26 protein-coding genes and 1 rRNA gene are annotated in these 25,947 nt (G+C 54.0%); 17 read left to right on the top strand and 10 right to left on the bottom strand.

The genetic code is table 11. The annotated features are described in order from the left end of the window. The first annotated feature begins 2 nt into the window (after positions 1-2). Both rrf and BH714_RS13195 read left to right on the top strand, forming a co-directional pair. A 5S ribosomal RNA gene (gene rrf, locus BH714_RS13200) occupies positions 3-118 on the top strand. A 255-nt stretch (positions 119-373) separates the two neighbouring features. After that, the gene (locus BH714_RS13195; protein WP_025203439.1) at positions 374-1,669 is read left to right on the top strand and encodes an MFS transporter; all 1,296 of its coding nucleotides are present in this window, start codon (positions 374-376) and stop codon (positions 1,667-1,669) included. On the opposite strand, the gene BH714_RS13190 is transcribed toward BH714_RS13195, so the two are convergent. The 5 genes from BH714_RS13190 to trxC form a co-directional block, all read right to left on the bottom strand. After that, complete coding sequence (locus BH714_RS13190) at positions 1,666-1,989, bottom strand: YfiM family lipoprotein (RefSeq protein WP_014171230.1); 324 nt, start codon at positions 1,987-1,989, stop codon at positions 1,666-1,668. The two genes, BH714_RS13195 and BH714_RS13190, sit on opposite strands and share 4 nt — an antisense overlap. Positions 1,990-2,034: 45 nt before the next feature. Beyond that, positions 2,035-3,390, bottom strand: a complete 1,356-nt coding sequence (pssA, locus tag BH714_RS13185; protein ID WP_020882993.1) for a CDP-diacylglycerol--serine O-phosphatidyltransferase — start codon at positions 3,388-3,390, stop codon at positions 2,035-2,037. Positions 3,391-3,500: 110 nt separating this feature from the next. After that, positions 3,501-6,164: a bifunctional acetate--CoA ligase family protein/GNAT family N-acetyltransferase gene (locus tag BH714_RS13180; RefSeq protein ID WP_025203442.1), complete on the bottom strand. Its 2,664-nt coding sequence runs from the start codon at positions 6,162-6,164 to the stop codon at positions 3,501-3,503. A gap of 35 nt (positions 6,165-6,199) precedes the next feature. Beyond that, positions 6,200-6,898 (bottom strand): tRNA-uridine aminocarboxypropyltransferase, encoded by a 699-nt coding sequence (locus BH714_RS13175; RefSeq protein ID WP_040018165.1) that lies wholly within the window; start codon positions 6,896-6,898, stop codon positions 6,200-6,202. A gap of 69 nt (positions 6,899-6,967) precedes the next feature. Then, positions 6,968-7,387 (bottom strand): thioredoxin TrxC, encoded by a 420-nt coding sequence (gene trxC / locus BH714_RS13170; RefSeq protein WP_014171226.1) that lies wholly within the window; start codon positions 7,385-7,387, stop codon positions 6,968-6,970. A 204-nt stretch (positions 7,388-7,591) separates the two neighbouring features. Here trxC and BH714_RS13165 point away from each other — a divergent pair, with 204 nt between their 5' ends. Beyond that, complete coding sequence (locus BH714_RS13165) at positions 7,592-8,677, top strand: tRNA/rRNA methyltransferase (RefSeq protein WP_032678704.1); 1,086 nt, start codon at positions 7,592-7,594, stop codon at positions 8,675-8,677. 45 nt (positions 8,678-8,722) lie between these two features. On the opposite strand, the gene ung is transcribed toward BH714_RS13165, so the two are convergent. Then, positions 8,723-9,412 (bottom strand): uracil-DNA glycosylase, encoded by a 690-nt coding sequence (gene ung, locus BH714_RS13160; protein WP_025203444.1) that lies wholly within the window; start codon positions 9,410-9,412, stop codon positions 8,723-8,725. Between the two features lie 314 nt (positions 9,413-9,726). Here ung and grcA point away from each other — a divergent pair, with 314 nt between their 5' ends. Continuing rightward, the gene (gene grcA / locus BH714_RS13155) at positions 9,727-10,110 is read left to right on the top strand and encodes an autonomous glycyl radical cofactor GrcA (RefSeq protein WP_013098327.1); all 384 of its coding nucleotides are present in this window, start codon (positions 9,727-9,729) and stop codon (positions 10,108-10,110) included. Between the two features lie 53 nt (positions 10,111-10,163). On the opposite strand, the gene srmB is transcribed toward grcA, so the two are convergent. Beyond that, positions 10,164-11,492 (bottom strand): ATP-dependent RNA helicase SrmB, encoded by a 1,329-nt coding sequence (gene srmB / locus BH714_RS13150; protein ID WP_020882998.1) that lies wholly within the window; start codon positions 11,490-11,492, stop codon positions 10,164-10,166. Between the two features lie 132 nt (positions 11,493-11,624). On the opposite strand from srmB, the gene trmN reads away from it, so the two are divergent. Further along, positions 11,625-12,362 (top strand): tRNA(1)(Val) (adenine(37)-N(6))-methyltransferase TrmN, encoded by a 738-nt coding sequence (gene trmN / locus BH714_RS13145; protein WP_040018164.1) that lies wholly within the window; start codon positions 11,625-11,627, stop codon positions 12,360-12,362. Here trmN and nadB read toward each other — a convergent pair. Then, positions 12,347-13,966 carry an L-aspartate oxidase gene (gene nadB, locus BH714_RS13140; protein WP_040018162.1) on the bottom strand — a complete coding sequence of 540 codons (1,620 nt, stop codon included), beginning with the start codon at positions 13,964-13,966 and terminating at the stop codon, positions 12,347-12,349. The genes trmN and nadB overlap by 16 nt on opposite strands. Before the next feature lie 424 nt (positions 13,967-14,390). On the opposite strand from nadB, the gene rpoE reads away from it, so the two are divergent. The 11 genes from rpoE to acpS all read left to right on the top strand — a co-directional run bounded on the left by rpoE (position 14,391) and on the right by acpS (position 23,762). After that, positions 14,391-14,966 (top strand): RNA polymerase sigma factor RpoE, encoded by a 576-nt coding sequence (gene rpoE, locus BH714_RS13135; RefSeq protein WP_006176728.1) that lies wholly within the window; start codon positions 14,391-14,393, stop codon positions 14,964-14,966. Between the two features lie 31 nt (positions 14,967-14,997). Further along, positions 14,998-15,648, top strand: coding sequence for an anti-sigma-E factor RseA (gene rseA, locus BH714_RS13130; protein WP_025203448.1), 651 nt, complete (start codon positions 14,998-15,000; stop codon positions 15,646-15,648). Then, positions 15,648-16,601 carry a sigma-E factor regulatory protein RseB gene (rseB, locus tag BH714_RS13125; protein ID WP_014171218.1) on the top strand — a complete coding sequence of 318 codons (954 nt, stop codon included), beginning with the start codon at positions 15,648-15,650 and terminating at the stop codon, positions 16,599-16,601. The genes rseA and rseB overlap by 1 nt, the downstream gene beginning before the upstream one ends. After that, positions 16,598-17,074: a SoxR-reducing system protein RseC gene (gene rseC / locus BH714_RS13120; protein ID WP_014171217.1), complete on the top strand. Its 477-nt coding sequence runs from the start codon at positions 16,598-16,600 to the stop codon at positions 17,072-17,074. The genes rseB and rseC overlap by 4 nt, the downstream gene beginning before the upstream one ends. Positions 17,075-17,259: 185 nt before the next feature. Beyond that, positions 17,260-19,059 (top strand): translation elongation factor 4, encoded by a 1,800-nt coding sequence (gene lepA, locus BH714_RS13115; protein ID WP_014171216.1) that lies wholly within the window; start codon positions 17,260-17,262, stop codon positions 19,057-19,059. Positions 19,060-19,074: 15 nt separating this feature from the next. Further along, on the top strand, positions 19,075-20,049 hold the full coding sequence (gene lepB / locus BH714_RS13110) for a signal peptidase I (RefSeq protein ID WP_014171215.1): 975 nt from the start codon (positions 19,075-19,077) through the stop codon (positions 20,047-20,049). 222 nt (positions 20,050-20,271) lie between these two features. Next, positions 20,272-20,952, top strand: a complete 681-nt coding sequence (rnc, locus tag BH714_RS13105; protein ID WP_003860711.1) for a ribonuclease III — start codon at positions 20,272-20,274, stop codon at positions 20,950-20,952. Next, positions 20,949-21,854 carry a GTPase Era gene (gene era, locus BH714_RS13100; RefSeq protein ID WP_014171212.1) on the top strand — a complete coding sequence of 302 codons (906 nt, stop codon included), beginning with the start codon at positions 20,949-20,951 and terminating at the stop codon, positions 21,852-21,854. The genes rnc and era overlap by 4 nt, the downstream gene beginning before the upstream one ends. A gap of 11 nt (positions 21,855-21,865) precedes the next feature. Further along, entirely contained in the window at positions 21,866-22,573 is a 708-nt protein-coding gene (gene recO / locus BH714_RS13095) for a DNA repair protein RecO (protein WP_040018161.1), read from the top strand. Between the two features lie 77 nt (positions 22,574-22,650). Beyond that, a complete protein-coding gene (gene pdxJ / locus BH714_RS13090; protein ID WP_014171210.1) occupies positions 22,651-23,382 on the top strand; it encodes a pyridoxine 5'-phosphate synthase in 732 nt (243 codons plus the stop codon). Beyond that, positions 23,382-23,762 (top strand): holo-ACP synthase, encoded by a 381-nt coding sequence (gene acpS / locus BH714_RS13085; protein ID WP_040018160.1) that lies wholly within the window; start codon positions 23,382-23,384, stop codon positions 23,760-23,762. The genes pdxJ and acpS overlap by 1 nt, the downstream gene beginning before the upstream one ends. On the opposite strand, the gene BH714_RS13080 is transcribed toward acpS, so the two are convergent. Further along, a complete protein-coding gene (locus BH714_RS13080) occupies positions 23,759-24,019 on the bottom strand; it encodes a YfhL family 4Fe-4S dicluster ferredoxin (protein WP_020883006.1) in 261 nt (86 codons plus the stop codon). The two genes, acpS and BH714_RS13080, sit on opposite strands and share 4 nt — an antisense overlap. A gap of 56 nt (positions 24,020-24,075) precedes the next feature. After that, positions 24,076-24,924: a MurR/RpiR family transcriptional regulator gene (locus BH714_RS13075; protein WP_014171207.1), complete on the bottom strand. Its 849-nt coding sequence runs from the start codon at positions 24,922-24,924 to the stop codon at positions 24,076-24,078. A 118-nt stretch (positions 24,925-25,042) separates the two neighbouring features. On the opposite strand from BH714_RS13075, the gene murQ reads away from it, so the two are divergent. Then, positions 25,043-25,936, top strand: coding sequence for an N-acetylmuramic acid 6-phosphate etherase (gene murQ / locus BH714_RS13070; RefSeq protein ID WP_014171205.1), 894 nt, complete (start codon positions 25,043-25,045; stop codon positions 25,934-25,936). Positions 25,937-25,947: the final 11 nt, after the last annotated feature.

Raw genomic sequence — 25,947 nt, 5'->3', positions numbered from 1 at the left:
TGCCTGGCGGCTTTAGCGCGGTGGTCCCACCTGACCCCATGCCGAACTCAGAAGTGAAACGCCGTAGCGCCGATGGTAGTGTGGGGTCTCCCCATGTGAGAGTAGGGAACTGCCAGGCATCAATTAAAAGAACCCCGTACCGTATGGTGCGGGGTTTTTTGCTTTGGTTCTTTCCCGCCACCGGAGACGGCGTCAGACTGCACACCGCCACACCAGCCAACGACCCTTAGTCTTTATCCTATAACTTACCTTGCTAACAGAAAATGTGATCTTACTCTCAATGTTATTTATAACAAAATAATAACATTTGCTTTACAAGATCGTGAGTTCTCAGGACTCAGCATGCCGTTTTTATGGCAGGAGCATAATCACAATGACAGAAAGCATAACATCGAACGGGACGCTGGCTGCCAGTGATTCCCGTAGAAGGGTATGGGCAATCGTCAGTGCCTCTTCAGGGAACCTGGTGGAATGGTTCGACTTTTACGTCTACTCATTCTGTTCACTTTACTTCGCACATATCTTCTTCCCGTCCGGCAACACCACCACACAGCTTCTGCAAACGGCGGGCGTATTTGCTGCGGGCTTCTTAATGCGCCCCATTGGTGGATGGTTGTTTGGACGGATTGCAGACCGTCGAGGACGTAAGGCATCCATGCTGATTTCGGTCTGCATGATGTGTTTTGGCTCGCTGGTGATCGCCTGTCTTCCCGGTTATGACGCTATCGGGACATGGGCGCCGGCTCTTTTGCTACTGGCTCGTCTGTTCCAGGGGCTTTCTGTTGGAGGAGAATACGGTACCAGCGCCACTTACATGAGTGAAATTGCCCTTGAGGGCCGGAAAGGGTTTTACGCCTCTTTCCAGTACGTCACGCTTATTGGTGGCCAGCTTCTGGCCATTCTGGTGGTGGTTATTCTGCAGCAGGTCCTTACCGACAGCCAGCTTCATGAGTGGGGATGGCGAATTCCTTTCGCGATGGGCGCTGTACTGGCGGTCGTCGCACTCTGGTTGCGTCGTCAATTGGATGAAACCTCGCAAAAAGAGGTCCGGGCGCTGAAGGAGGCGGGGTCGTTTAAAGGGCTGTGGCGTAACCGCAAAGCTTTCCTGATGGTTCTCGGGTTCACCGCGGGCGGTTCTCTCAGCTTTTACACCTTCACCACCTACATGCAAAAATATCTGGTGAACACCACGGGCATGCACGCCAACGTCGCCAGCGCTATCATGACCGCCGCGTTGTTCGTCTTTATGCTGATTCAGCCACTTATTGGCGCGCTCTCCGATAAAATAGGGCGTCGCACATCAATGCTGATCTTTGGCGGCATGTCCGCGTTATGTACTGTTCCCATTTTAACTGCGCTTCAGCACGTTTCCTCACCGTATGCCGCCTTTGGTCTGGTCATGCTGGCGATGGTCATTGTCAGTTTTTACACATCGATCAGTGGGATCCTGAAGGCTGAGATGTTCCCGGCACAGGTACGCGCTTTGGGGGTAGGGCTTTCTTATGCGGTCGCCAATGCGCTGTTCGGTGGCTCTGCGGAGTACGTCGCGCTGTCGCTTAAATCATGGGGAACGGAAACAACCTTCTTCTGGTACGTGACGGTGATGGGGGCACTGGCCTTTATTGTCTCCCTGATGCTGCATCGAAAGGGTAAAGGTATTCGTCTCTAATAGCGAGCCATCTGCCACACGGCATAGCCGGTCGTGGCACCGGCTACGTCCCAGGCAAAGTCTTTCCAGCTCCAGCCGCTCCCCGCGGGGCGGCTATCCCACAGTTCTTTTGAAGCCCCAAGGCTTACAGAGAACATCAGGCCGATTGCCGCACTACGATCCCGACTGTACCCCTGATGTTGTGCATACTCATTACCGGCAGCGGACAACATCGCGGAGGCGAGAAAGTGTTGCGCTTTATCCTGCCCGGACCAGCTATCGTTAGCCATATGGCTACAGCCACTGAGAAAGAGAGCACTCAGCAAGAGAAGAATACGCATTAGCGGACTCCAAAAAAAAGCCCTGTCGCTGACAGGGCCTGGACATCACAGAATACGGCTGATAAGTCTGTCAATACGGATTCGACGCAGGCGACGAATAAGCTTGCGGACTTTCACCGGGTAATCGGCAATGCTCTGCAGTTCACGGTAATGCTGAACCACAGTGGTATGCGTGCGAATAAGCTCGAGCTCACGTTCACGACTGGTCGCTAACTCATGTTTCGGGTCATGGATCAGGATGGCATTTTCGAGATCCAGACGCCAGGCGCGAGGGTTGAGGTTATTGCCCGTAAGCAGCATCCATTCATCGTCGACCCACATCCCTTTCAGATGATAACTGTTGTCTTCATCTTTCCACAGACGCACGACCAGCTGGTCAGTGTTAACGTAATACTGTAAACGGCTCAGGAAACGGCGCAGGTTAATCTCATAGAGATAAGGGAGGGCACCGATAATCTTGAACGGTTGATCTTCAGGAATAAAGAAGTCGTTAGCCGTTTTGTCACCGACGATAATTTCAACTTTTTTACCATCACGCAGCAGCTGAATGATATTACGCACCAGCACGGCGGGAAGGTTGAAGTAAGGGGTGCAGATGATGAGTTTCTGCTCCGCACACGGCATCAGGTGGAAAATCGTTTTGTTCAGCAGGCTTGATTTGCCTAACCCCACCAGCGGTGTAACGGACAGCTCTTCGTTATTGGCATCGCCCTGGAAATGGTAGACCGCATCACGCAGTTCCTGGCGGAACGCGCGGATATCATTTTTAATTTCCGGGCTTTTAGGACGGTGTGGATCGTCAAGACGATTTACGCCGCGACCCTGCACTAAGTTCTTATCAACCCAGTTAAACATGATATCCGCCATCTGCGGATTACGAACCAGATGGTAACGGTCATATCGATATTTATCGAGCTGATGGAGGTAAACATCATTCAGGCTCGCGCCGCTGTACAGCACGCTGTCATCAATGATGAACCCTTTGAAATGGAGGACGCCGAGCGCTTCTCGGGTATTTACAGGTACGCCGTAAACGGGCACATCGACGCCAGGATTTTCCTGCGCCGTGCGGCAATACCAGTCAGCATTGGTGTTTGAAGCAGCAGCGCCTATACGGCCACGCTGAGCGCGGTGCCAGTCGACCAGCACGCGAACATCCAGTTCCGGACGTTGACGCTTGGCTTCATAGAGCGCATTTAAGATCGCTCGCCCACCTTCATCTTGTTCAAGATACAGGGCCACAATGCAAATGCGACGCGTAGCGCCGGCAATCTTTTCCAGAAGCGTCTCCCGAAAATGGGCGGGAGCGTAAAAGAACTCTACATCATCAACTGACTGAGAAATCTTCGGTAGTTGAGCAAGGTGTTGTTGATGTTTATTACGCTTAAATTTTGACAACATCACAGTGCGTTTCTTCTCTGTTCATTGAAGGGTTGTCTGTACCATGCAAACAACATAAGCGGACAATGATACCACCAGTCCCGTCCAAAGTGGGTAACATTTCCAGTAGCTTACTCGGCTTTATCCGCTGATATCAGGCTCAGGGATAAGGCCACAATACCTTCGTCCAGCTGAATATCAACGTCAAATCCAAGTTTTCGCGCCAGGGTCACCATACCGCGATTGTTAGGCATAGTAATGCCATTGAGGCGTAACAATCCGTGATCTCGCGTATAACTGATGAGTTTTTCCAGCAGCCGTCGCCCCAGACCCAACCCTTTCAGATCGGAGCGCACCAGCACAGCAAACTCCGCATCAACATTATCCGGGTCGGAAATAGCACGCGTAACGCCGAGGATCTCATCGCCCTTATCGGAACGACGGACGGCGACAAATGCCATTTCTCGATCGTAGTCGATCTGGGTCATATTGGCTAAATCATCGTGGGTAAATTCGTTGATTTCGCTAAAATAGCGATAGTAAAGATCCTCTTTCGTTACCTGAGAGATGAACGTGCGCAGCTGCGGTTCATCTTCCGGCAGGATAGGGCGGAACAACGCGCGCTCTCCGTTTTTCATCTCCACCCACTCCTCCAGTTGCAGAGGATACGGGCGGATCGCAAGGCGGCTCTCTCTGTCACCCTCGAAAGGCGCGATATCCAGCGTGACGTCCAGGGCCGTAAACTCACTGCCGGAGGCGAGCAGCGGGTGGATGTCCAGCCGCTGGATCTCCGCGCAATCAACAATCAGATTAGACACCTGCACCAGGAACTGACTCAACCCGGCAATATCAAGAGGGCGCAGCGCGCTTCGGCCCCGGATTTTTTTGCTTTTGATGGCCTGAATGATCAGATAACGCGCCAGGTTCATGTTCAGTGGTGGCAAAGCCACGACCGCCTGCTCCTCAGGACGCCACTCGACGCCGCCTTCCCCCAGCATGATAAGCGGGCCAAAGACAGGATCGTATTCAACCACCACGCGCAACTCCTGAGCGCCAGCGCGATTAGCCATGCTTTGCACCAGCAGTCCGTGGATCCGCGCCTGAGGCCAGGCCATTTTGACCCGGTCGAATATGGCATCAGCGGCTTGCTGTACCTCGGTCGCAGTCCGCAGGTATAACATCACCCCCTGGACATCAGACTTATGCGGGATATCCGGTGAGCGAAGCTTGAGGGCAACGGGATAGCCAATTTGTTCGGCAATATGCACGGCTTCGGCGCTGTCGCCGGCAATCCAGGTGGGCAGGGTTTGCATCCCGTAACTGCCCAGAATCGGCTGCACTTCGTGCGTATCAAGCGAGGTGGCTCCCTCTTCGATAGCCTGCTGTAAAAGCCGGTGAACATCGGCGGTGTTCGCCGTCAGGTTACCCGGTAAAGCCGGGGTTTCACGGAGCTGCTTCTGGTTGCGGCGATACTCCACCATATGCATAAACGCCGTAATCGTGCCTTCCGGAGTGCGGTAGGTGGGCAGACCGGCTTCACTGAACAGGCGTCGTGCCTCCTGGGAAGAGAACTCACCGCACCAGTTGGTCAGCAGGGTGACATATTTACCACGAGGATGGTTCCGGACGGCGTCAATCAGTGCGCGCGCGCTTTCACTCCCGGGAGCGACCGCGCTGGGCGAGTGAATAATCATCAGCGCATCGAAATCCTGGCTATCCAGTAAAAGGGAGATCGCCCTGATATAGTGATCGCTACTGGCGTCATCGCGCAAATCGAGGGGATTGCCTGGGCTAACGCTTGCCGGCAGCGCCTCTTTCAGGCGTTGAAGCGTCTCCTCACCCAGGGTGGCCAGCTTGCCATTGCGCAGCCACAGTTCATCCAGTGCAAGTGCGGCAGGAGCCGCGCCATTACTGACAATCATTAACTTCTCACCGCGTAATGGACGCATATGGCTTAACGTCTCGACGGCGGAAAAAAGCTCGTGTGTATCCTGAACCCGCAGCAAACCCGCGCGTTGAATCGCAGCATCCCAGGCGGGATCCATGCCGGAATGCGACTGCAGCAGACGCTGGGCGGCGGGGCTACGCCCGCTTTTAATCACCAGAATCGGCTTGTTACGGGACGCGCTACGGGAAGCCGACACAAAACGACGGGCGTCGCTCAGGTGCTCAAGATAAAGAAGAATAGCGCTGGTTTTGCTGTCGCGAGCCAGAAAATCGAGCAGTTCATCAACGTCGATGTCCAGGCTGTCACCCAGAGCAATGAAGTAGGAAAACCCCATCTCACGCTGTTGCGCCCAGTCGAGGATCGTGTTCGATACCGCAGCCGATTGCGAAATAAAAGCGAGTTTGCCTTTGCGGATAGGGACCGGGGAGAAGCTGGCATTCAGCCCCTGCCACGGGGCGAGCAGGCCCAGACTGTTTGGCCCAAGAATGCGCATCTGGTAGCGACTGGCGCATGCCAGAAGCTCCGGCTGCTGTTCGGGCGGAGACGAGAGAATAATGCAGGTTTTACATCCTTTCCTGCCGAGCGACTCCAGCAGGGCTGGATTACGTTTCGCATTTGTACACAGGATGGCAAGGTCCGGTATGAAAGGCAGGCTCTGCACGTCCGGCCATGCCAGCACCCCCTGAACAGCCTTATAGGCAGGCGTCACGGGCATGACGGGGCCATTAAATCCGCCGGCCAGCAGGTTACGCATCATCAGATAGCCTGCGCGATCCGGTTTCATTGATGCGCCGATAACGGCAATGGATTTAGGACGAAGTAGCGCTTCTAACCCTCGCTGGCTCATGCAGGCCTCCTGTGAATGCAAGCGACCTGATGATTTTAAACGTTTTCTGTCTCAGTTGCTGTGACGCTGCCCTTATGAACGGTTTTTCCTGCCAGGTAACGTTCACGAAAGCAGGAGAAATGGCTCCCCAGCGCACCTGCCGCGACGGTATCTCCCGCTAAATCCAGAAGGGAAATCGCCACTTCAGCGGTACAGTATTGCCCGTCAGCATGCGCTTCTCGCAGGCGGTAGGCCGAGACGCGTGAAAGGTCGACCGAAATCACCGGCAATGAATCGAGATAAGGACTTTTGCGGAACATTTTTCGCGCTTCGGTCCAGGTTCCGTCCAGCATAATAAACAGCGGCGGTTTACCTGATGGCGGTGCCGAAAGCACCTGGCGATCTTCGCCAGCATACGAGGCCGGAAATACGACCATTGGCTGATAGTCCGGGTTTGCCACTAAGTCGAGCAGGGCTTTAGGCGGTTCCGTGCGTGACCACTGAAATGCCGCGGTATCCGGCAGAATGTCGGCAATAAGGCGTCCGGTATTGCTGGGTTTCATTGGTTCGGTATCGAACATGACCAGGCAAAAACGACTCTTCGCGGTGCTCGGCGCAAGGGTCTCGCACAGACAAACTTTTAGCGGCAGCAGACAACGTTGACAGCGGCGAATACGATTGCCGCGGGCAAGAAAAGGGCGAGTCGCGCGGGCCAGGCGTGCGGCGCGCAGTTGAAGAACAGCGTTATCAGTCATGGGCGAAGTGGAGGAAAAACCCTATTTTCGCAGAGGAAGGAACGGGGCACAAGATGCGCCCCGTTAATGTTACAGCGATTCGTTTAACCAGCTATCAAACGGTGCTTTAGGAACGGCACCGTTAAGCATGTCGATCACTTCACCATTTTTGAAAATCATGATGGTTGGGATGCTGCGAATGCGAAAGCGTGCGCTCAGCTCACGTTCTGCTTCGGTATTGACCTTAACAAAACGCATTTTGCCGCTGCGTTCTTCGGCAACATCCTCGAAGACAGGCGCGAAGCTACGGCACGGACCACACCACGGTGCCCAAAAATCGACAACCACCGGAAGATCGTCCTTGAGGAGTTTGTCCAGCGTAGCACCCGTAGCGTTGATAACATCGCCATCAAACAGTTCATGGCCACAACGCCCGCATTTCGCGCCATCTTCAATCCGATCGTCCGGAATGCGATTAAGAGCCTGACAGTTGGCACATACGGTATTCATAACTAACCTCTGATAGAGCCGTGGGACAGCGGCAGAATGCCGATAATGTTTCTAATATGTTACATATTATCATTCAGCCTGTTTGAAACGACAATGCGTTTTATTCAATGAGAACAATAGTCACAGGCTTTTGTACGAATTTATGGCTATGAGCTTGCACATCGGGTAATCTGCGCGCTTCGCGCAGCGCTGGTGGAGAAAAGCATGAACGACGAAATGAAAAACAAAAGCGGCAAGGTCAAAGTGATGTATGTCCGCAGTGATGATGACTCTGATAAACGCACCCAAAATCCGCGTACCGGAAAAGGTGGCGGGCGTCCGGCGTCTTCTCGTGCAGACGGTGGCCGTCGCCCCGCCCGCGATGACAGAAATAACCGCGGTGATGACCGCAAACGTGATGACCGCAAGCGTGACGATCGCAAACGCGATGATTTCTCGCGCGAGGGTTCATCCCCCTGGCGTACCGTTTCTCGTGCCCCTGGTGAAGAGGCGCCTGAAAAAGCCGATCACGGTGGTATCAGCGGGAAAAGCTTTATTGACCCGGAAGTGCTGCGCCGTCAGCGTGCAGAAGAGACCCGAGTCTATGGCGAGAATGCCTGCCAGGCGCTGTTCCAGAGCCGTCCTGAGTGCATCGTTCGCGCATGGTTTATCCAGAGCGTAACCCCGCGCTTTAAAGAAGCGCTGCGCTGGATGGCGGCAAACCGTAAAGCCTACCATGTGGTGGATGACGCTGAGCTGACGAAAGCATCAGGCACTGAACACCACGGTGGCGTGTGCTTCCTGATCAAAAAACGTAACGGGACTACCGTACAGCAGTGGGTTAGCCAGGCGGAAGCCGATGACTGCGTGCTGGCACTTGAAGATGTGGGCAACCCGCATAATCTGGGTGCAATGATGCGTAGCTGCGCGCACTTTGGCGTGAAAGGCGTGCTGTTACAGGATGCCGCGCTGCTGGAATCGGGTGCCGCGATCCGTACCGCAGAGGGCGGGGCAGAGCATGTTCAGCCGATCACCGGCGACAGCGTTCTGGATGCTATTGAGCAGTTCCGTAATGCGGGATATGCCATCGTCACAACCTCCAGCCATGCCGCTACGCCGCTGTTTAAAGCCACATTGCCGCGTAAAATGGTGCTGGTGCTGGGTCAGGAGCGTGATGGCCTGTCGGATGCTGCGCTTTCCAGCGCGGATCTGAGCGTCTCTATCGACGGTACAGGCAATGTTGAAAGTCTGAACGTTTCCGTTGCGACTGGCGTACTGCTGGCGGAATGGTGGCGCCAGAATAAAGCATAAGACTGTGCGTCGGATGTGCCCGCTAAAACGGGCACATCCGATGCGTTACTCACTCTCAGCCGGTAACACTGGCATCCAGTCAATTGGCGTTTCGCCACGTTTTTCCAGCCACTCGTTCGCCAGAACAAAATGATTACAACCAAAGAAACCACGATGCGCTGACAGCGGTGACGGATGCGGTGCCTTCAGGACATGATGACGCTGCCTGTCGATAATCGCCCCTTTCTTCTGCGCGTGGGAACCCCACAGTAAAAACACCACCCCTTCACGATGCTCGTTGATAAGGCTGATGACTTTATCGGTAAAGGTTTCCCAGCCCAGGCTGGCGTGAGAATGTGCCTGACCGGCACGTACGGTGAGTACCGTATTCAGTAACAGCACGCCCTGGCGCGCCCAGCTTTCCAGATAACCATGCGTGGGCCGGGTAAACCCGGGCACGGTCTTTTCGAGTTCTTTGTACATGTTCAGAAGCGAAGGGGGAATAGCAACCCCAGGACGTACAGAGAAAGCAAGCCCGTGAGCCTGTCCCGGTCCGTGGTAAGGATCCTGGCCGAGGATAACAACTTTCACATCGCTGAGTTCGGTATAGCGAAACGCGTTGAAAACATCTTTTTGTGGCGGATAAATCGTCTGGCCAGACTGCCGCTCTGCCGCAACGGTGCTGAGGGTGTTAATAAAATAGGGCTGCTGTTTCTCTTCTGCCAGCACATCGTGCCAGGTCAACGGTGTCGTCATCTCGCTCTCCTGCGAATCACATTCTGCGCCTAGCTTAACCGCTAAAACCCTGGGTGCAAAATCCCAGGCATAAAATCACCGTAAGTCACTCAATTTATTTTGAATAGATGCGAAAGGAGTTGAGCTGGCAAAGCAATGAAATTGATCTGGAACAATAAAATCAAACCACACTCTTTGTGTGGTTGGTGTTTTTGTTGATTTAAATCAATAAATGACCGGGGTGCGAGTGATATATATACACACAAGAAACAATGGTTTTACCAATTGGCCGCGCGAGGCCGACACCAGTTAATGTAGCCTAAGGGAGGCAACACATGATTACAGGTATCCAGATTACTAAAGCTGCAAATGACGACCTGCTCAACTCTTTCTGGCTGCTGGACAGCGAGAAAAATGAAGCGCGCTGTGTAGTAGCGAAAGCGGGTTTTGCTGAAGATGAAATCGTTCCGGTGAACAAACTGGGCGAAATCGAATACCGTGAAATCCCAATGGAAGTAAAACCGGAAGTGCGCGTTGAAGGTGGTCAGCACCTGAACGTGAACGTGCTGCGTCGTGAAACGCTGGAAGATGCGGTTAAGCACCCGGAAAAATACCCACAGCTGACCATTCGTGTATCAGGTTATGCAGTACGTTTTAACTCTCTGACCCCGGAACAGCAGCGCGACGTTATTGCGCGTACCTTTACTGAAAGCCTGTAAGGTTTCAGTCTCGGGGGTGGAATAAAAAAGCCGGGGTTTTCCCCGGCTTTTTTTTACTCTTCAGTTTTCGTCTCTGGTGCGGCAGAGCTTGGTTTACGGCGTTTACCAATATTCTTGGTATCGCGGTGGCGCTGCTTCACGCGCGGCTTCTCTTTTTCTTTCTCTTTTTTCTCAGCACGTTTTGCGAGCGCTTTTTTAGACGGTTTGCCCGTCATTTTTTCACTCGGTGCACGTGTGGTCGGGCGAAGCTCATCAATAACGCGTGCTTTCAGTGGCTCATCAACGTAGCGGCCAATTTTCTGCAGCAGCAGGTAGTCATGCGCTTCGACCAGAGAGATCGCGATACCTTTGCGTCCGGCACGGCCGGTACGGCCAATGCGGTGCAGATAGGTGTCGCCGCTGCGTGGCATATCGAAGTTAATGACGTGACTGACGTCCGGAATGTCGATCCCGCGTGCAGCAACGTCTGTTGCGACCAGCACGTTCACGCGACCATCAGTCAGACGTTTAATCCCTTCGGTACGCTTAACCTGCGCCATCTCGCCTTCGAGATAGCAGTTATTGATTCCGGCATTACGCAGCATTTCAGCCAGTTCATGCACACGCTCGCGCTTACGCACAAAGACGATGGTACGGGTGGCATCGTCCTGCTTCAGCAGGTGCTTAAGTAACTCAACCTTGTGTTCAAGATTATCTGCACGGTAATACCACTGGTGGATCTTCTTGCGCTCGCGCGTGGACGGCGTCGCGGAAACTTCCACCGGATCTTCCAGCAGGCGCTCTGCGAAGTCTTTGATCGCATCCCCTTCAAGGGTGGCAGAGAACAGCATCGTCTGGTTACGCCAGCGTGTCTCACCCGCGATATGTTCGATATCCTGCGCGAAGCCCATGTCCAGCATGCGGTCAGCTTCATCCAGAATCAGTGTTTCTACCGCGCGGCAGTCGAAGTTCTCTTCTTTAATGTACTGCAGCAGGCGACCGGTCGTCGCAACGACGATGTCCTGGTTTTCGCTGAACACTTCGGCGTGGTTCATATACGCAACGCCGCCAGTGATCGTGGCGATATCCAGATGGGTATTGGCCGCCAGCTCGCGGGCGTGATCGGCAACCTGCATCGCCAGCTCGCGCGTCGGCGTCAGGATCAAAATACGCGGCGGGCCTGATTTTTTACGTGGAAAATCGAGCAGATGCTGCAACACAGGCAGCAAGTAAGCTGCTGTCTTCCCCGTGCCGGTTGGCGCAGAACCGAGCACATCGCGGCCCTCAAGCGCAGGCGGAATGGCCGCTGCCTGAATGGCGGTCGGGCGTGTAAAGCCTTTGCTCTCAAGTGCATTGAGCAGGCTTTCATCGAGTTCAAGTTCGGAAAAAGTCGTTACAGTCATGTTCTACCTCTGTGTGGGGCGCTGATTATAGACGTTACGGCTGTAATCTTCATCTGTTTGTATGGATATCGCTTTGCGGCCACTTCGCTTTCCCCTATGCTACTCCAGTTTCACTTAGAAGGTTGCCCTGACATGTCTCAACTCAAAGCGCAGTTGCGCCGCGATGGTTTTACGTTTAAACAATTTTTTGTCGCTCACGATCGCTGTGCCATGAAAGTCGGTACAGACGGTATTTTACTGGGTGCCTGGGCACCTGTCGCAGGTGTAAAGCGTATTCTGGATATTGGGACGGGCAGCGGGCTGTTGGCGCTGATGCTGGCGCAACGTACCGAAGCGCATGTCACCATAGATGCGGTGGAGCTGGATGCGCAGGCGGCAGAGCAGGCGAGTGAAAATGCGGCTGAATCTCGGTGGGCCGCCCGGATTAACGTTGAATGTGCAGATGTGCTCGACTGGACGCCGGAGCAAACCGCGCGTTACGACCTGATTGTCAGCAATCCTCCCTACTACGCGCCCGGAGTTGAGTGCGGAACGCCTGAGCGTGAACAGGCCCGTTATACCGGCTCCCTCGACCATAAGGCGCTGCTGATCAGTGCCGCAGAGCTTATTTCAGAAGAGGGGTTTTTCTGCGTGGTTCTGCCAGAAAGCACCGGCAATGCGTTTATTGGCATAGCGCAAGAGATTGGCTGGAAATTACGTTTACGCACCGATATTGCAGATACCGAAGGGCGATTGCCGCACCGTGTGCTGCTGGCGCTCTCACCTAAAGAAGGTGAATGCTTTAACGACCGAATGGTGATCCGTGGGCCAGACCAGCGTTATTCCGAAGATTACACCGCTCTGACCCAGGCGTTTTATCTGTTTATGTGAACCTGCGGGGAGAGGATCGACGGGCCGGACTCGGCCAGCTGATCGGGGTAGTCGAGGGTATAGTGCAAACCGCGGCTCTCTTTACGCATCATCGCGCAGCGAACAATCAATTCGGCAACCTGAACCAGATTGCGCAGCTCCAGCAGATTATTGGATACGCGGAAATTGGCATAATAGTCATCGATTTCCTGCTGCAGCATCGTGATACGGCGTAATGCGCGTTCAAGACGTTTCGTGGTCCGCACAATCCCGACGTAGTCCCACATAAACAGCCGCAGTTCGTGCCAGTTATGCTGAATAACGACCAGCTCATCCGGGTTCTCCACGCGGCTTTCATCCCAGGCAGGCAGATTTTCTGTCTGACGGGCGTAAGGCATGCGCTTCGTGATATCTTCCGCGGCAGACCAGCCGTAAACCAGACACTCCAGCAGTGAGTTCGACGCCATCCGGTTCGCGCCATGAAGCCCGGTATAACTTACTTCACCGATAGCATACAGGCCATCCACATCGGTGCGACCATGATCATCAACCATTACGCCCCCGCAGGTATAGTGGGCGGCAGGCACGATGGGCACCGAATCGCGGGTTAAATCAATCCCCAGACCCAGCAGCTTTTCGTAGATCATCGGGAAATGCTGGCGGATAAACTCTGCCGGCTTATGGCTGATGTCCAGATACATGCAGTCTACGCCAAGACGCTTCATTTCATGGTCGATGGCGCGGGCAACGATATCGCGCGGTGCCAGCTCGCCCCTGGGGTCAAAGTCCGGCATAAAGCGGGAGCCGTCAGGACGTTTCAGGTATGCGCCTTCACCGCGCAGGGCTTCCGTCAGCAGGAAATTACGCGCCTGAGGATGGAACAGGGCGGTCGGGTGAAACTGGTTGAATTCAAGGTTTGCCACGCGACAACCGGCGCGCCAGGCCATGGCGATGCCGTCTCCGGAGGCAATATCGGGGTTGGTGGTATACTGATACACTTTGGATGCACCGCCAGTCGCCAGCACCACGGCTTTCGCCTGACAGGTCTCAACCTTCTCTTTATTGCGATTCCAGACCCAGGCACCCACGACACGACGCGTACCAGGCAGGCCAATCTTGTCGGAAATAATCAGGTCAACGGCATTGCTGCGCTCAAGGACCCGAATGTTAGGATGGCTGAGGGCTTTACTGGCCAGCGTGGTTTCGACTTCTTTACCGGTAGCGTCTGCGGCATGCAGGATACGGCGGTGGCTATGCCCGCCTTCGCGGGTGAGGTGGTAGCTTTCTTCACCGTTTGGCTGTACCTGCGTATCAAATAATACGCCCTGATCGATCAACCACTGCACGCAATGACGGGCATTACTGGCCACAAACTCTGCGGCATGTGCATCCACGATCCCGGCCCCGGCAATCAGCGTATCGTCGACATGCGACGCAATGCTGTCTGTCTCATCAAACACGGCGGCAATACCGCCCTGGGCATAAAACGTAGAACCTTCACTTATCGGCCCTTTGCTCAGAACGATAACGCTCTGATGTTCGGCCAGACGCAGTGCCAGGGAGAGACCGGCAGCGCCGCTACCGATGATCAGTACATCACAATGCAGTTCAGGTGTTGTGTTCATGATTTTTGTTTAATTTACTAAACAGTGTTTGGTCAGAATAGCATCCGAATGCGAGATATCGCACGTTTTTTTTGATGTGAGTTGTAACCGCTAAACTCGAGGCGGAGGATTAAAACCACGTAAAAGAAAGAAAATATTTTGCGAAGCAGATCGTTAGCGTCAGATTTTGTGGTGAAATAAAGACTGGGTTGCGTTACTCTTCTGGCGGGAAAAGAGATGTTTCTTGTCATAAAGTGGTGCGTATCGTGAACAGACTTATAATGAGAGAAAATGAACAGTCTGCGGCGCGATGAACAAAAACAAAGGCGTTACGGAACTTATTGAAGATCAGACACTCTAATTCGGTGCTTGCTCAAAGTGCGGTTTTTTAAGAGTGGCGTTTCGATAACGCGTGGAATTTAGGTTTGGGGAGACATTACCTCGGATGAGCGAGCAGTTAACGGACCAGGTCCTGGTTGAACGGGTCCAGAAGGGAGATCAGAAAGCCTTTAACTTACTGGTGGTGCGCTACCAGCATAAGGTGGCGAGCCTGGTTTCCCGCTATGTACCGTCAGGCGATGTGCCTGATGTAGTACAAGAGTCTTTTATTAAGGCCTATCGCGCGCTGGATTCATTCCGGGGAGATAGTGCTTTTTATACCTGGCTGTACCGTATTGCGGTCAATACGGCAAAGAATTATTTGGTCGCTCAGGGCCGCCGTCCGCCTTCAAGTGATGTGGACGCAATCGACGCCGAAAACTTCGAAAGTGGCGGTGCGCTGAAAGAAATTTCGAACCCTGAGAACTTAATGTTGTCAGAAGAACTGAGACAAATCGTTTTTCGCACGATCGAGTCGCTCCCGGAAGATTTACGCATGGCAATTACGTTACGGGAGTTGGATGGTCTGAGCTATGAAGAGATAGCCGCCATCATGGATTGTCCGGTCGGCACGGTACGTTCACGTATTTTCCGTGCGCGAGAAGCAATTGATAATAAAGTTCAACCGCTTATCAGGCGTTGACGATAGCGGGATACTGGAAAAGGTATTAGGCATGCAGAAAGAAAAACTTTCCGCTTTAATGGATGGTGAAACGCTGGATAGTGAACTGCTCAACGAGCTGTCTCATTCTCCCGAAATGCAAGAGACCTGGGAGAGTTACCATCTCATCCGTGACACCCTTCGCGGTGACACCGGCGAGGTTCTCCATTTCGATATCTCAGCTCGCGTGATGGCGGCCATTGAAAATGAGCCTGTCCGTCAGACCACTCCGCTGATTCCTGAAGCTCAACCTGCGCCTCACCAGTGGCAGAAAATGCCGTTCTGGCACAAGGTGCGTCCGTGGGCCAGCCAGCTCACCCAAATGGGTGTGGCTGCATGCGTATCGCTTGCAGTTATCGTTGGCGTCCAGCACTATAATACTCAGTCTGAAACTAATCAGCAGCCAGAAGCGCCAGTGTTCAACACACTGCCGATGATGGGCAAAGCCAGCCCGGTAAGTTTGGGTGTTCCGGCTGATGCATCCGCCAGCGGCGGCCAGCAACAGCAGGTTCAGGAGCAACGCCGTCGCATTAATGCGATGTTGCAGGATTACGAGTTGCAGCGTCGTCTGCACTCTGAACAGCTTCAGTTTGAGCAGGCACAAACCCAGCAAGCGGCTGTGCAGGTGCCCGGAAACCAAACTTTAGGAACGCAATCGCAGTAATGAAGCAACTTTGGTTCGCCATGTCTCTGATGGCGGGTAGCCTGTTCTTCTCTGCCAACGCCTCGGCTGATGTTTCATCCGGGGCGTTGTTGCAGCAAATGAATCTGGCCAGCCAGTCACTCAATTACGAGTTGGCATTTATCAGTATCAATAAGCAGGGCGTCGAGTCGTTACGATACCGCCATGCCCGTCTTGATAACCAGCCGCTCGCCCAGCTTTTACAGATGGATGGCCCGCGTCGGGAAGTTGTCCAGCGTGGTAACGAAATCAGTTATTTCGAACCCGGTCTGGAGCCTTTCACACTGAATGGCGATTATATCGTCGATTCTCTGCCATCGCTTATCTACACCGACTTCAAACGTCTTGCGCCTTACTATGATTTCATTTCGGTAGGGCGTACGCGCATTGCGGACAGACTGTGTGAGGTGATCCGCGTTGTTGCCCGTGACGGAACGCGCTACAGCTATATCGTCTGGATTGACGCCGAAACCAAGCTGCCAATGCGTGTAGACCTGCTTGACCGTGATGGTGAAACGCTGGAACAGTTCCGCGTTATCTCCTTTAGCGTGAACAATCAGGTGGGTAATAGCATGCAGAATCTGGCGAAAGCCAGCCTGCCACCGTTGCTTTCGGTACCGGCGGGTGATTCCGTCAACTTCAACTGGGTTCCTTCCTGGATCCCGCAAGGGTTTAGCGAAGTCTCCAGCAGCCGTCGACAACTGCCAACCATTGAAACACCGGTTGAATCGCGTCTTTATTCCGATGGTTTGTTCAGTTTCTCGGTGAACATTAACCGCGCATCGGCAAACAGTTCTGAACAAATGCTTCGTACCGGACGCAGGACGGTCAGCACCACGGTTCGCGATAACGCAGAGATCACCATTGTGGGTGAATTACCGCCACAAACGGCGAAGCGTATTTCCGACAGCATTAAATTCAGGGCTGCACAATGATTAAAGAGTGGGCTACGGTCGTATCGTGGCAGAATGGCATTGCGCTGGTGAGCTGTGATGTTAAGGCCTCATGCAATAGCTGTGCTTCCAGAGCCGGTTGCGGTAGCCGCGTGCTGAACAAGCTCGGGCCGCAAACCTCGCATACCATTTCCGTGCCAAGCGATCGGCCGCTGATGGTGGGGCAAAAGGTGGAGCTGGGAATTGCAGAAGGTAGCCTGCTCACGTCCGCCATGCTGGTTTATCTCTCTCCGCTGGTGGGGCTGTTTGTTATGGGCGGCGTATTCCAGATGCTGTTTGGTACCGATGTGGCCGCCATGTGTGGTGCGGCATTGGGCGGTGTAGGGGGATTCTGGCTGGCCAAAGCTCTCTCCCCGAAGCTTGCCGCACGCGAAGAATGGCAGCCTGTTATTCTCAGCGTAGGGCTAGCACCCGACCAGCTTCGTGTTGAGACGCTCTCTTCTGAGGCCCGGTGATCCATCGGGCTTTGTCCTTTTTTACGTCCTAAAACAGAAAACGCCATTTCTTCACGCTATACCTGGCGCTAAGTACATTTCCAGGTAACGGGGATGTAGTGTAGAATGCGGCGTTTTCGCACTGAAAAACGTCAGGCTAAGAACAGCGGCCTCCAGGAATTCGTAAGGCATAATTATTTAACTATATGAAGAACATACGTAACTTTTCGATCATTGCTCACATTGACCACGGTAAGTCGACGCTGTCTGACCGTATTATCCAGATTTGCGGTGGCCTGTCTGATCGTGAAATGGAAGCCCAGGTTCTGGACTCCATGGACCTGGAACGCGAACGCGGTATCACCATCAAAGCGCAGAGCGTTACGCTTGATTACAAAGCGGCTGATGGCGAAATCTACCAGCTGAACTTTATCGACACCCCAGGCCACGTTGACTTCTCCTATGAAGTTTCACGCTCGCTGGCGGCCTGTGAAGGCGCGCTGCTGGTTGTGGATGCCGGGCAGGGCGTTGAAGCCCAGACCCTGGCAAACTGCTACACCGCGATGGAAATGGATCTCGAGGTTGTGCCGGTTCTGAACAAAATTGACCTGCCAGCTGCCGATCCTGAGCGCGTAGCGGAAGAGATTGAAGATATTGTCGGCATCGACGCGACCGATGCGGTGCGCTGCTCCGCTAAAACGGGCGTGGGCGTGACCGACGTGCTGGAACGCCTGGTGCGTGATATCCCGGCACCAGAAGGTGACCCGGATGCCCCGCTGCAGGCGCTGATCATCGACTCCTGGTTTGATAACTACCTGGGCGTTGTCTCGCTGGTGCGTATTAAAAACGGCACCATGCGTAAAGGCGACAAAATCAAGGTAATGAGTACTGGCCAGGTTTACAACGCAGACCGTCTGGGTATCTTCACGCCAAAACAGGTTGACCGTACCGAGCTGAAATGTGGCGAAGTAGGCTGGCTTGTCTGCGCCATTAAAGACATCCTCGGCGCGCCAGTGGGCGATACCCTGACCGGAGCACGTAACCCGGCAGACAAAGCGCTGCCAGGCTTTAAAAAGGTTAAACCGCAGGTTTACGCGGGTCTGTTCCCGGTCAGCTCTGACGACTATGAAAACTTCCGTGATGCGCTCGGCAAGCTGAGCCTCAACGATGCTTCCCTGTTCTATGAACCAGAAAGCTCCACGGCGCTGGGCTTCGGCTTCCGCTGCGGCTTCCTTGGTCTGCTGCACATGGAGATCATCCAGGAGCGTCTGGAGCGTGAATACGATCTGGATCTGATCACCACGGCACCGACCGTTGTGTACGAAGTGCAGACCACCAACAAAGAGATCGTCTACGTCGATAGCCCGTCCAAGCTGCCACCGCTGAACAATATCGAAGAACTGCGCGAGCCCATTGCAGAGTGTCATATGCTGCTGCCGCAGGAGTTCCTGGGTAACGTTATTACGCTGTGTATTGAGAAGCGTGGCGTACAGACCAACATGGTTTACCACGGTAATCAAGTTGCGCTGACGTACGAAATCCCTATGGCGGAAGTGGTCCTCGACTTCTTTGATCGTCTGAAGTCTACCTCTCGTGGCTATGCATCACTGGATTACAACTTCAAACGCTTCCAGGCGTCTAACATGGTGCGTGTGGACGTGCTGATCAACGGCGAGCGTGTGGATGCGCTGGCACTCATCACTCACAACGACAATGCGCCATACCGTGGCCGTGAGCTGGTTGAGAAGATGAAAGAGCTGATCCCGCGTCAGCAGTTTGATATCGCGATTCAGGCCGCCATCGGTAACCACATTATTGCCCGTTCTACTGTGAAACAGCTGCGTAAAAACGTTCTGGCGAAATGCTACGGCGGTGACGTCAGCCGTAAGAAAAAGCTGCTGCAGAAACAGAAAGAAGGTAAGAAGCGTATGAAGCAGGTCGGTAACGTCGAACTGCCGCAGGAAGCATTCCTTGCCATCCTTCATGTTGGTAAAGACGGCAAATAACCCTAAGGAGTTGGCATGGCGAACATGTTTGCCCTGATTCTGGTCATTGCTACCCTGGTGACAGGTTTGTTGTGGTGTCTGGATAAGTTTATTTTCGCTCCAAAACGCCATGAACGTCAGGCTGCCGCACAGGCAGCCACTGGCGATGGGCTGGACGCGAAAACCCTGAAGAAAGTCGGCCCGAAACCGGGCTGGCTGGAAACCGGGGCATCGGTATTTCCGGTGCTGGCGATTGTGCTGGTTGTCCGCTCGTTTATTTACGAGCCGTTCCAGATCCCGTCTGGTTCAATGATGCCAACGCTGCTGATTGGCGATTTTATTCTGGTTGAGAAGTTTGCCTACGGGATTAAAGATCCGATCTACCAGAAAACGCTGATCGAAACCGGTCATCCAAAACGTGGCGACATCGTGGTGTTTAAATACCCGGAAGATCCGCGTCTGGATTACATCAAGCGTGCAGTGGGTCTGCCGGGTGATAAAGTCACCTACGATCCGGTGGCGAAAGAAGTTACCGTTCAGCCTGGCTGCAGCTCCGGTACCGCGTGTGAAAACGCGCTGCCAATCACTTACTCAAACGTTGAGCCAAGTGATTTTGTGCAGACCTTTGCTCGCCGTAACGGCGGTGAAGCGACCAGCGGTTTCTTCCAGGTGCCCAAAGGCGAGACCAAAGAGGACGGTATTCGCCTGGTTGAACGTAAAGAGACGCTGGGTGATGTGACCCACCGTATCCTCACCGTGCCAATCGCGCAGGATCAAGTGGGGATGTACTACCGGCAGCCAGGCCAACAGCTGGCCAGCTGGATCGTACCACCGGGACACTACTTCATGATGGGTGATAACCGCGATAATTCCGCGGACAGCCGTTACTGGGGCTTTGTGCCGGAAGCGAATCTGGTAGGTAAAGCGACCGCTATCTGGATGAGTTTTGAGAAGCAGGAAGGCGAATGGCCGACCGGCGTTCGCCTGAATCGTATCGGCGGGATCCATTAATTCTCATTAAATGAACGCGTAGCCGCGTTGATTAGCGGCTACGCGAATTATTTCAGCGATAAATCTCTTTGGACTAACGACATCCCCTGTCGTTGTGTATAGAATATTCCCCCGAAGTTTAAGGTTGGCCCTGCAAGGGTGCCACGGCACACGAAACCGCGTTGGTCTTCTCAGGTCGGTTTCGTGTGCTGCATTTTTGACGCATTCATTTACTGGTATCGCATGAACCCCATCGTAATTAATCGGCTTCAACGGAAGCTGGGCTACACTTTTCATCATCAGGAGTTGTTGCAACAGGCATTAACCCACCGCAGTGCCAGCAGCAAGCATAATGAGCGCCTCGAGTTCCTGGGTGACTCTATTTTAAGTTTCGTGATCGCGAATGCGCTTTATCACCGTTTCCCACGTGTGGACGAAGGTGATATGAGCCGCATGCGCGCGACGCTGGTTCGGGGTAATACCCTGGCGGAAATCGCTCGTGAATTTGAACTGGGCGAATGTCTGCGACTTGGGCCGGGTGAACTGAAAAGCGGCGGCTTCCGTCGTGAATCTATTCTTGCCGACACGGTCGAAGCATTAATTGGTGGTGTGTTCCTGGACAGCGATATTCAGACCGTAGAAAAGCTGATCCTTAACTGGTATCAAACCCGTCTGGACGAAATCAGTCCGGGCGATAAACAAAAAGATCCGAAAACGCGTCTGCAGGAATATTTGCAGGGTCGCCACCTCCCGCTGCCATCCTATCTGGTGGTGCAGGTGCGGGGCGAAGCGCACGATCAGGAATTTACCATCCATTGCCAGGTCAGTGGCCTGAGTGAACCGGTGGTCGGCACAGGTTCTAGCCGTCGTAAGGCTGAACAGGCTGCCGCCGAACAGGCGTTAAAAATGCTGGAGCTGGAATGAGCGAAGAAAAAACGTATTGCGGGTTTATTGCCATCGTCGGACGTCCGAACGTTGGCAAATCTACCCTGTTGAATAATCTGCTTGGGCAGAAAATTTCCATTACTTCCCGTAAGGCGCAGACCACGCGTCACCGCATCGTCGGTATCCACACGGAAGGCGCCTATCAGGCGATCTACGTTGATACCCCGGGCCTGCACATGGAAGAGAAGCGCGCCATCAACCGCCTGATGAACAAGGCGGCGAGCAGCTCGATTGGCGACGTAGAGCTGGTGATTTTCGTGGTGGAAGGCACCCGCTGGACGCCTGACGACGAAATGGTGTTGAACAAACTGCGCGACGGTAAAACGCCGGTGATCCTTGCGGTCAACAAAGTGGACAACGTGCAGGAAAAAGCCGATCTGCTGCCGCACCTGCAGTGGCTGGGAAGCCAGATGAACTTCCTTGATATCGTCCCGCTGTCTGCCGAGACCGGTCTGAACGTCGATACCATCGCAGGCATCGTGCGCAAACATCTGCCGGAAGCGATTCATCACTTCCCGGAAGATTACATCACCGATCGTTCTCAGCGCTTTATGGCCTCTGAGATCATCCGTGAAAAACTGATGCGTTTCCTTGGCGCGGAACTGCCGTACTCCGTAACGGTTGAGATTGAACGTTTTCAGACCAACGAACGCGGCGGCTATGACATCAACGGCCTGATCCTCGTTGAGCGCGAAGGGCAGAAGAAGATGGTGATCGGCAACAAAGGTGCCAAGATCAAAACCATCGGCATTGAAGCGCGCAGAGACATGCAGGACATGTTTGAAGCCCCGGTTCACCTTGAACTGTGGGTGAAGGTGAAATCAGGCTGGGCCGATGATGAGCGTGCATTGCGCAGCCTCGGTTACGGCGACGACGTCTAAGACTGAACATCGTGGATGGATGGCAGCGTGCCTTTGTCCTCCATAGCCGTCCGTGGAGCGAGACCAGCCTTATGCTGGACGTTTTCACGGAAGAGTCGGGCCGTGTGCGCCTTGTTGCTAAAGGCGCACGTTCCAAACGCTCCGGCCTGAAGGGCGCCTTACAGCCTTTCACTCCGCTGCTGGTACGCTTCGGCGGGCGTGGGGAAGTCAAAACCCTGCGCAGTGCCGAAGCCGTCTCTCTGGCGCTCCCCCTTTCTGGTATCACGCTGTACAGCGGTCTCTATGTCAACGAACTCATCTCACGTGTTCTGGAGCATGAGACTCGCTTCTCTGAACTTTTCTTTGATTACCTGCACTGTATCCAGACGCTGGCCGGCGCTACCGGTACGCCCGAACCTGCCCTGCGTCGTTTTGAACTGGCGCTGCTCGGACACCTGGGCTACGGGGTCGATTTTTTGCATTGTGCAGGGAGCGGAGACGAGGTAGAGGATGCGATGACCTATCGCTACCGTGAAGAAAAAGGCTTTATCGCCAGCGTCGTGATAGATAACAGCACCTTTACCGGGCGACAGCTTAGAGCGCTGTATGCGCGCGAGTTTCCCGATCAGGATACCCTTCGCGCAGCAAAACGCTTTACCCGAATTGCGCTCAAGCCGTATCTTGGCGGCAAGCCCTTAAAGAGCCGCGAATTGTTCAGGCAGTTTATGCCGAAACGTTAACGTATCAGACCCTCGCCCCAGCCCTCTCACTGAGGGAGAGGGAGGCAGGGACACGAACTAAAATACCGAGGATTGTCATGGCTGAATTACTGTTAGGCGTCAACATTGATCACATCGCCACGCTGCGTAATGCACGCGGCACGGCTTATCCCGATCCGGTTCAGGCGGCGTTCATCGCTGAGCAGGCTGGCGCCGATGGCATTACCGTTCACCTGCGTGAAGACCGCCGTCATATTACCGACCGCGATGTGCGCATTTTGCGTCAGACGCTGGATACCCGCATGAACCTGGAGATGGCGGTCACGGAAGAGATGCTGACGATTGCCTGCGAGACGAAGCCGCATTTCTGCTGCCTGGTACCGGAAAAACGTCAGGAAGTGACCACCGAAGGGGGCCTGGACGTGGCGGGTCAACGCGACAAAATGCGTGATGCCTGCAAGCGTCTGGCTGAGGCGGGTATCCTGGTCTCTCTGTTCATCGACGCCGATGTAGCACAGATCAAAGCGGCTGCCGAAGTGGGCGCGCCCTATATTGAAATTCATACCGGCTGTTACGCTGATGCGAAAGACGAAACTACGCAGGCCAAAGAGCTGGAGCGTATCGCCAATGCGGCCACCTATGCCGCGAGCCTGGGGCTGAAAGTTAACGCCGGGCATGGCCTGACCTACCATAACGTCAAGGCTATTGCAGCCCTGCCAGAAATGCATGAGCTGAATATCGGCCACGCTATTATTGGCCGTGCGGTAATGAGTGGCCTGAAAGAGGCGGTCTCAGAAATGAAACGCCTGATGCTGGAAGCGCGTCAGTAATGGCTATTCTGGGCTTAGGCACCGATATCGTTGAAATAGCCCGCATTGAAGCGGTGATCGCCCGTAGTGGCGATCGCCTGGCACGACGCATGCTGAGCGATAACGAATGGGCCATCTGGGAGACGCATCAGCAGCCGGTACGTTTTCTGGCCAAGCGCTTTGCCGTCAAAGAGGCGGCAGCCAAAGCCTTCGGCACCGGTATTCGTAACGGTCTGGCGTTTAACCAGTTTGAAGTGTTTAACGATGAGCTGGGTAAACCACGCCTGCGTTTATGGGGTGAGGCGCAAACGCTGGCAGAGAAACTCGGCGTAAATCACATGCATGTGACGCTCGCCGATGAACGCCACTACGCCTGCGCGACGGTGATTATCGAAAGTTAAAGTTTGTCCGCGTGATGCAGCAGGACAAACTTATCCCAAAGCTGCTCTTCGCTCTCAACGTGTGCCGGATCCTTCAGGATGGTATTGGGGATTGGGCACACTTTCTGACAGGTCGGCGTTTCGTAGTGGCCGATGCATTCAGTGCAGCGGTCGCTGTTAATCTCATAAATGCTCTCGCCCATCGAAATCGCCTGGTTCGGGCATTCCGGTTCGCACATATCGCAATTGATGCATTTTTTGGTGATTAACAGCGCCATCAGGAAATTCTCAGAAACAACACAAACAGGGCGGGCATTATACGCTCATTACCTGTTCAAACCAGTTTTTTTACCAGCTCTTCACTGTGCCGGATACGCTCTGGCGCGTGCTCCAGATCCTGTTGCACCAGGGCCATAAACAGCAGGTCGGTCAACATCATTTGCGCACTTGTCGAGGAGATCGCCGCGCTGCGCGTAGCCTGCTCTTCCGCGATAGTATATAAACAGCGCGTAGCCCGCTGCTGCAGCGCGTTGGGAGTAAACCCGGTGATGGCCAGAATCTTACCGCCTACGCGTAAGGCTTCATCGGTAGCCATATTGATCTCGCGGCGTTCGCCGGAATAGGAGATCGCCAGCAGCAGATCGTTAGCATCCATCGCCTGCACGGTCGCCAGCAGGGCGTGCATATCCTGCTCGACAATGGCGTTGTAACCTATTTTTGTCAGCTTCCAGCCAAAGTTACGTGCCACCAGTCCGGACGCGCCTATCCCGGTCAAAATAATACGTCGCGCTGCACGCAGCATCGCCACGCTTTCCAGTAATTTTTCTTCGGTATTCACATCAAGGGTGGCATGCATGGCCGCGACATTCTCTTTGATGAGCTTCTCTCCCACCAGACGCATCGGGTCATCGCCACGAATCTGATTATGCACCGGCATCGACTGCGGATTGGGGTTACTCACCAGCGCTTCGCTAATCGCCAGCTTGAGAGCCGGGAAGCCTTTAAAGCCAATCTTCTGGGCAAATTTCACCACGCTCGACTGACTCACTCCGGCCTCACTCGCCAGCTGCTGCGAGCTGAGATGGCGGGCATGGTCGGGCTGAGAGAGCAGAAAATCCGCCAGCTTTTTATCGCTTTGAGCAAAGCCTGCATAACGCTGGCGAATGCGAATTAAACAGTTCATAGGTTCTCCTGGCGAAATTGTGATTGTCTGCGCAAATACGAATTTTGCTCGCCTGAATGAATTTTATATTCCATTATAGTGAGATTATTATGAATTAAAAATTCTTGAGGTACAAAAGATGAATCTTGGCTCACTTGTTTCTGAAACGCGTAACCCACAAACCATGGATCTGGATGCGCTCAGCACCCTGGAGCTGGTTAACCGTTTTAATCAACAGGATACGCTGGTCGCGCAGGCAGTGAAAGAGACATTACCGGAGGTGGCGAAAGCCGTCGATGCGGCGGCGGAAGCATTGAAGGCCGGTGGTCGCATTATCTACATGGGCGCCGGAACCAGCGGGCGTCTTGGTGTGCTGGATGCCTCTGAATGCCCGCCAACGTTTGGTGTGCCGCACGGTCTGGTCGTCGGATTGATTGCTGGCGGCCCTGGCGCGCTGCTGAAAGCCGTGGAAGGGGCGGAAGACAACAAACAGCTCGGCGAGGATGACCTGAAGGGGCTAAATCTGACCGCTCAGGATCTGGTTGTTGGGCTGGCGGCCTCCGGGCGTACGCCGTACGTTATCGGCGGTCTGGAGTATGCCAACAAGACGGGCTGTACCACGGTGGCGATTTCCTGTAATCCTGGCTCGCCGATTGCGCAGGTTGCTGCTATCGCTATCTCTCCGGTTGTCGGCCCGGAAGCGTTAACCGGCTCTACGCGCCTGAAATCCGGCACCGCGCAAAAGCTGGTGCTCAACATGATCTCCACTGGCGCGATGGTGAAGTTTGGCAAGGTTTATCAGAACCTGATGGTGGATATGCAAGCGACCAACGTCAAGCTGGTGGACAGAGCCTGCCGTATGGTCATGGAGGCGACAGGAGCAAGCCGCGAAGAGGCGGAAGCGGTACTGAAACAAACCGATCACGATGTTAAACCGGCCATTCTGATGATCCTGAGCGGACTGGACGCTGCGGCCGCCAGAGCAAGGCTCAATGCCCATAACGGGTTCTTACGGGCGGCATTAGAAAACTAACAGAGGCGTGT

The sequence above is a fragment of the Enterobacter ludwigii genome (genome assembly GCF_001750725.1).
GTDB classification, from domain to species: domain Bacteria; phylum Pseudomonadota; class Gammaproteobacteria; order Enterobacterales; family Enterobacteriaceae; genus Enterobacter; species Enterobacter ludwigii.
This window is presented reverse-complemented; position numbering and strand designations above follow the sequence as displayed.

What these genes read in the sequence shown, in the direction of transcription:
- BH714_RS13175 (WP_040018165.1), bottom strand. Translation starts at nt 6,898, where the DNA reads ATGACTGATAACGCTGTTCTTCAACTGCGCGCCGCACGCCTGGCCCGC.
- srmB (WP_020882998.1), bottom strand. Translation starts at nt 11,492, where the DNA reads ATGACTGTAACGACTTTTTCCGAACTTGAACTCGATGAAAGCCTGCTC.
- rseB (WP_014171218.1), top strand. Translation starts at nt 15,648, where the DNA reads ATGAAGCAACTTTGGTTCGCCATGTCTCTGATGGCGGGTAGCCTGTTC.
- pssA (WP_020882993.1), bottom strand. Translation starts at nt 3,390, where the DNA reads ATGTTGTCAAAATTTAAGCGTAATAAACATCAACAACACCTTGCTCAA.
- rseC (WP_014171217.1), top strand. Translation starts at nt 16,598, where the DNA reads ATGATTAAAGAGTGGGCTACGGTCGTATCGTGGCAGAATGGCATTGCG.
- era (WP_014171212.1), top strand. Translation starts at nt 20,949, where the DNA reads ATGAGCGAAGAAAAAACGTATTGCGGGTTTATTGCCATCGTCGGACGT.
- acpS (WP_040018160.1), top strand. Translation starts at nt 23,382, where the DNA reads ATGGCTATTCTGGGCTTAGGCACCGATATCGTTGAAATAGCCCGCATT.
- BH714_RS13195 (WP_025203439.1), top strand. Translation starts at nt 374, where the DNA reads ATGACAGAAAGCATAACATCGAACGGGACGCTGGCTGCCAGTGATTCC.
- nadB (WP_040018162.1), bottom strand. Translation starts at nt 13,966, where the DNA reads ATGAACACAACACCTGAACTGCATTGTGATGTACTGATCATCGGTAGC.
- pdxJ (WP_014171210.1), top strand. Translation starts at nt 22,651, where the DNA reads ATGGCTGAATTACTGTTAGGCGTCAACATTGATCACATCGCCACGCTG.
- BH714_RS13190 (WP_014171230.1), bottom strand. Translation starts at nt 1,989, where the DNA reads ATGCGTATTCTTCTCTTGCTGAGTGCTCTCTTTCTCAGTGGCTGTAGC.
- lepB (WP_014171215.1), top strand. Translation starts at nt 19,075, where the DNA reads ATGGCGAACATGTTTGCCCTGATTCTGGTCATTGCTACCCTGGTGACA.
- trxC (WP_014171226.1), bottom strand. Translation starts at nt 7,387, where the DNA reads ATGAATACCGTATGTGCCAACTGTCAGGCTCTTAATCGCATTCCGGAC.
- lepA (WP_014171216.1), top strand. Translation starts at nt 17,260, where the DNA reads ATGAAGAACATACGTAACTTTTCGATCATTGCTCACATTGACCACGGT.
- BH714_RS13180 (WP_025203442.1), bottom strand. Translation starts at nt 6,164, where the DNA reads ATGAGCCAGCGAGGGTTAGAAGCGCTACTTCGTCCTAAATCCATTGCC.
- BH714_RS13165 (WP_032678704.1), top strand. Translation starts at nt 7,592, where the DNA reads ATGAACGACGAAATGAAAAACAAAAGCGGCAAGGTCAAAGTGATGTAT.
- murQ (WP_014171205.1), top strand. Translation starts at nt 25,043, where the DNA reads ATGAATCTTGGCTCACTTGTTTCTGAAACGCGTAACCCACAAACCATG.
- rseA (WP_025203448.1), top strand. Translation starts at nt 14,998, where the DNA reads ATGCAGAAAGAAAAACTTTCCGCTTTAATGGATGGTGAAACGCTGGAT.
- trmN (WP_040018164.1), top strand. Translation starts at nt 11,625, where the DNA reads ATGTCTCAACTCAAAGCGCAGTTGCGCCGCGATGGTTTTACGTTTAAA.
- ung (WP_025203444.1), bottom strand. Translation starts at nt 9,412, where the DNA reads ATGACGACACCGTTGACCTGGCACGATGTGCTGGCAGAAGAGAAACAG.
- BH714_RS13075 (WP_014171207.1), bottom strand. Translation starts at nt 24,924, where the DNA reads ATGAACTGTTTAATTCGCATTCGCCAGCGTTATGCAGGCTTTGCTCAA.
- BH714_RS13080 (WP_020883006.1), bottom strand. Translation starts at nt 24,019, where the DNA reads ATGGCGCTGTTAATCACCAAAAAATGCATCAATTGCGATATGTGCGAA.
- grcA (WP_013098327.1), top strand. Translation starts at nt 9,727, where the DNA reads ATGATTACAGGTATCCAGATTACTAAAGCTGCAAATGACGACCTGCTC.
- rpoE (WP_006176728.1), top strand. Translation starts at nt 14,391, where the DNA reads ATGAGCGAGCAGTTAACGGACCAGGTCCTGGTTGAACGGGTCCAGAAG.
- rnc (WP_003860711.1), top strand. Translation starts at nt 20,272, where the DNA reads ATGAACCCCATCGTAATTAATCGGCTTCAACGGAAGCTGGGCTACACT.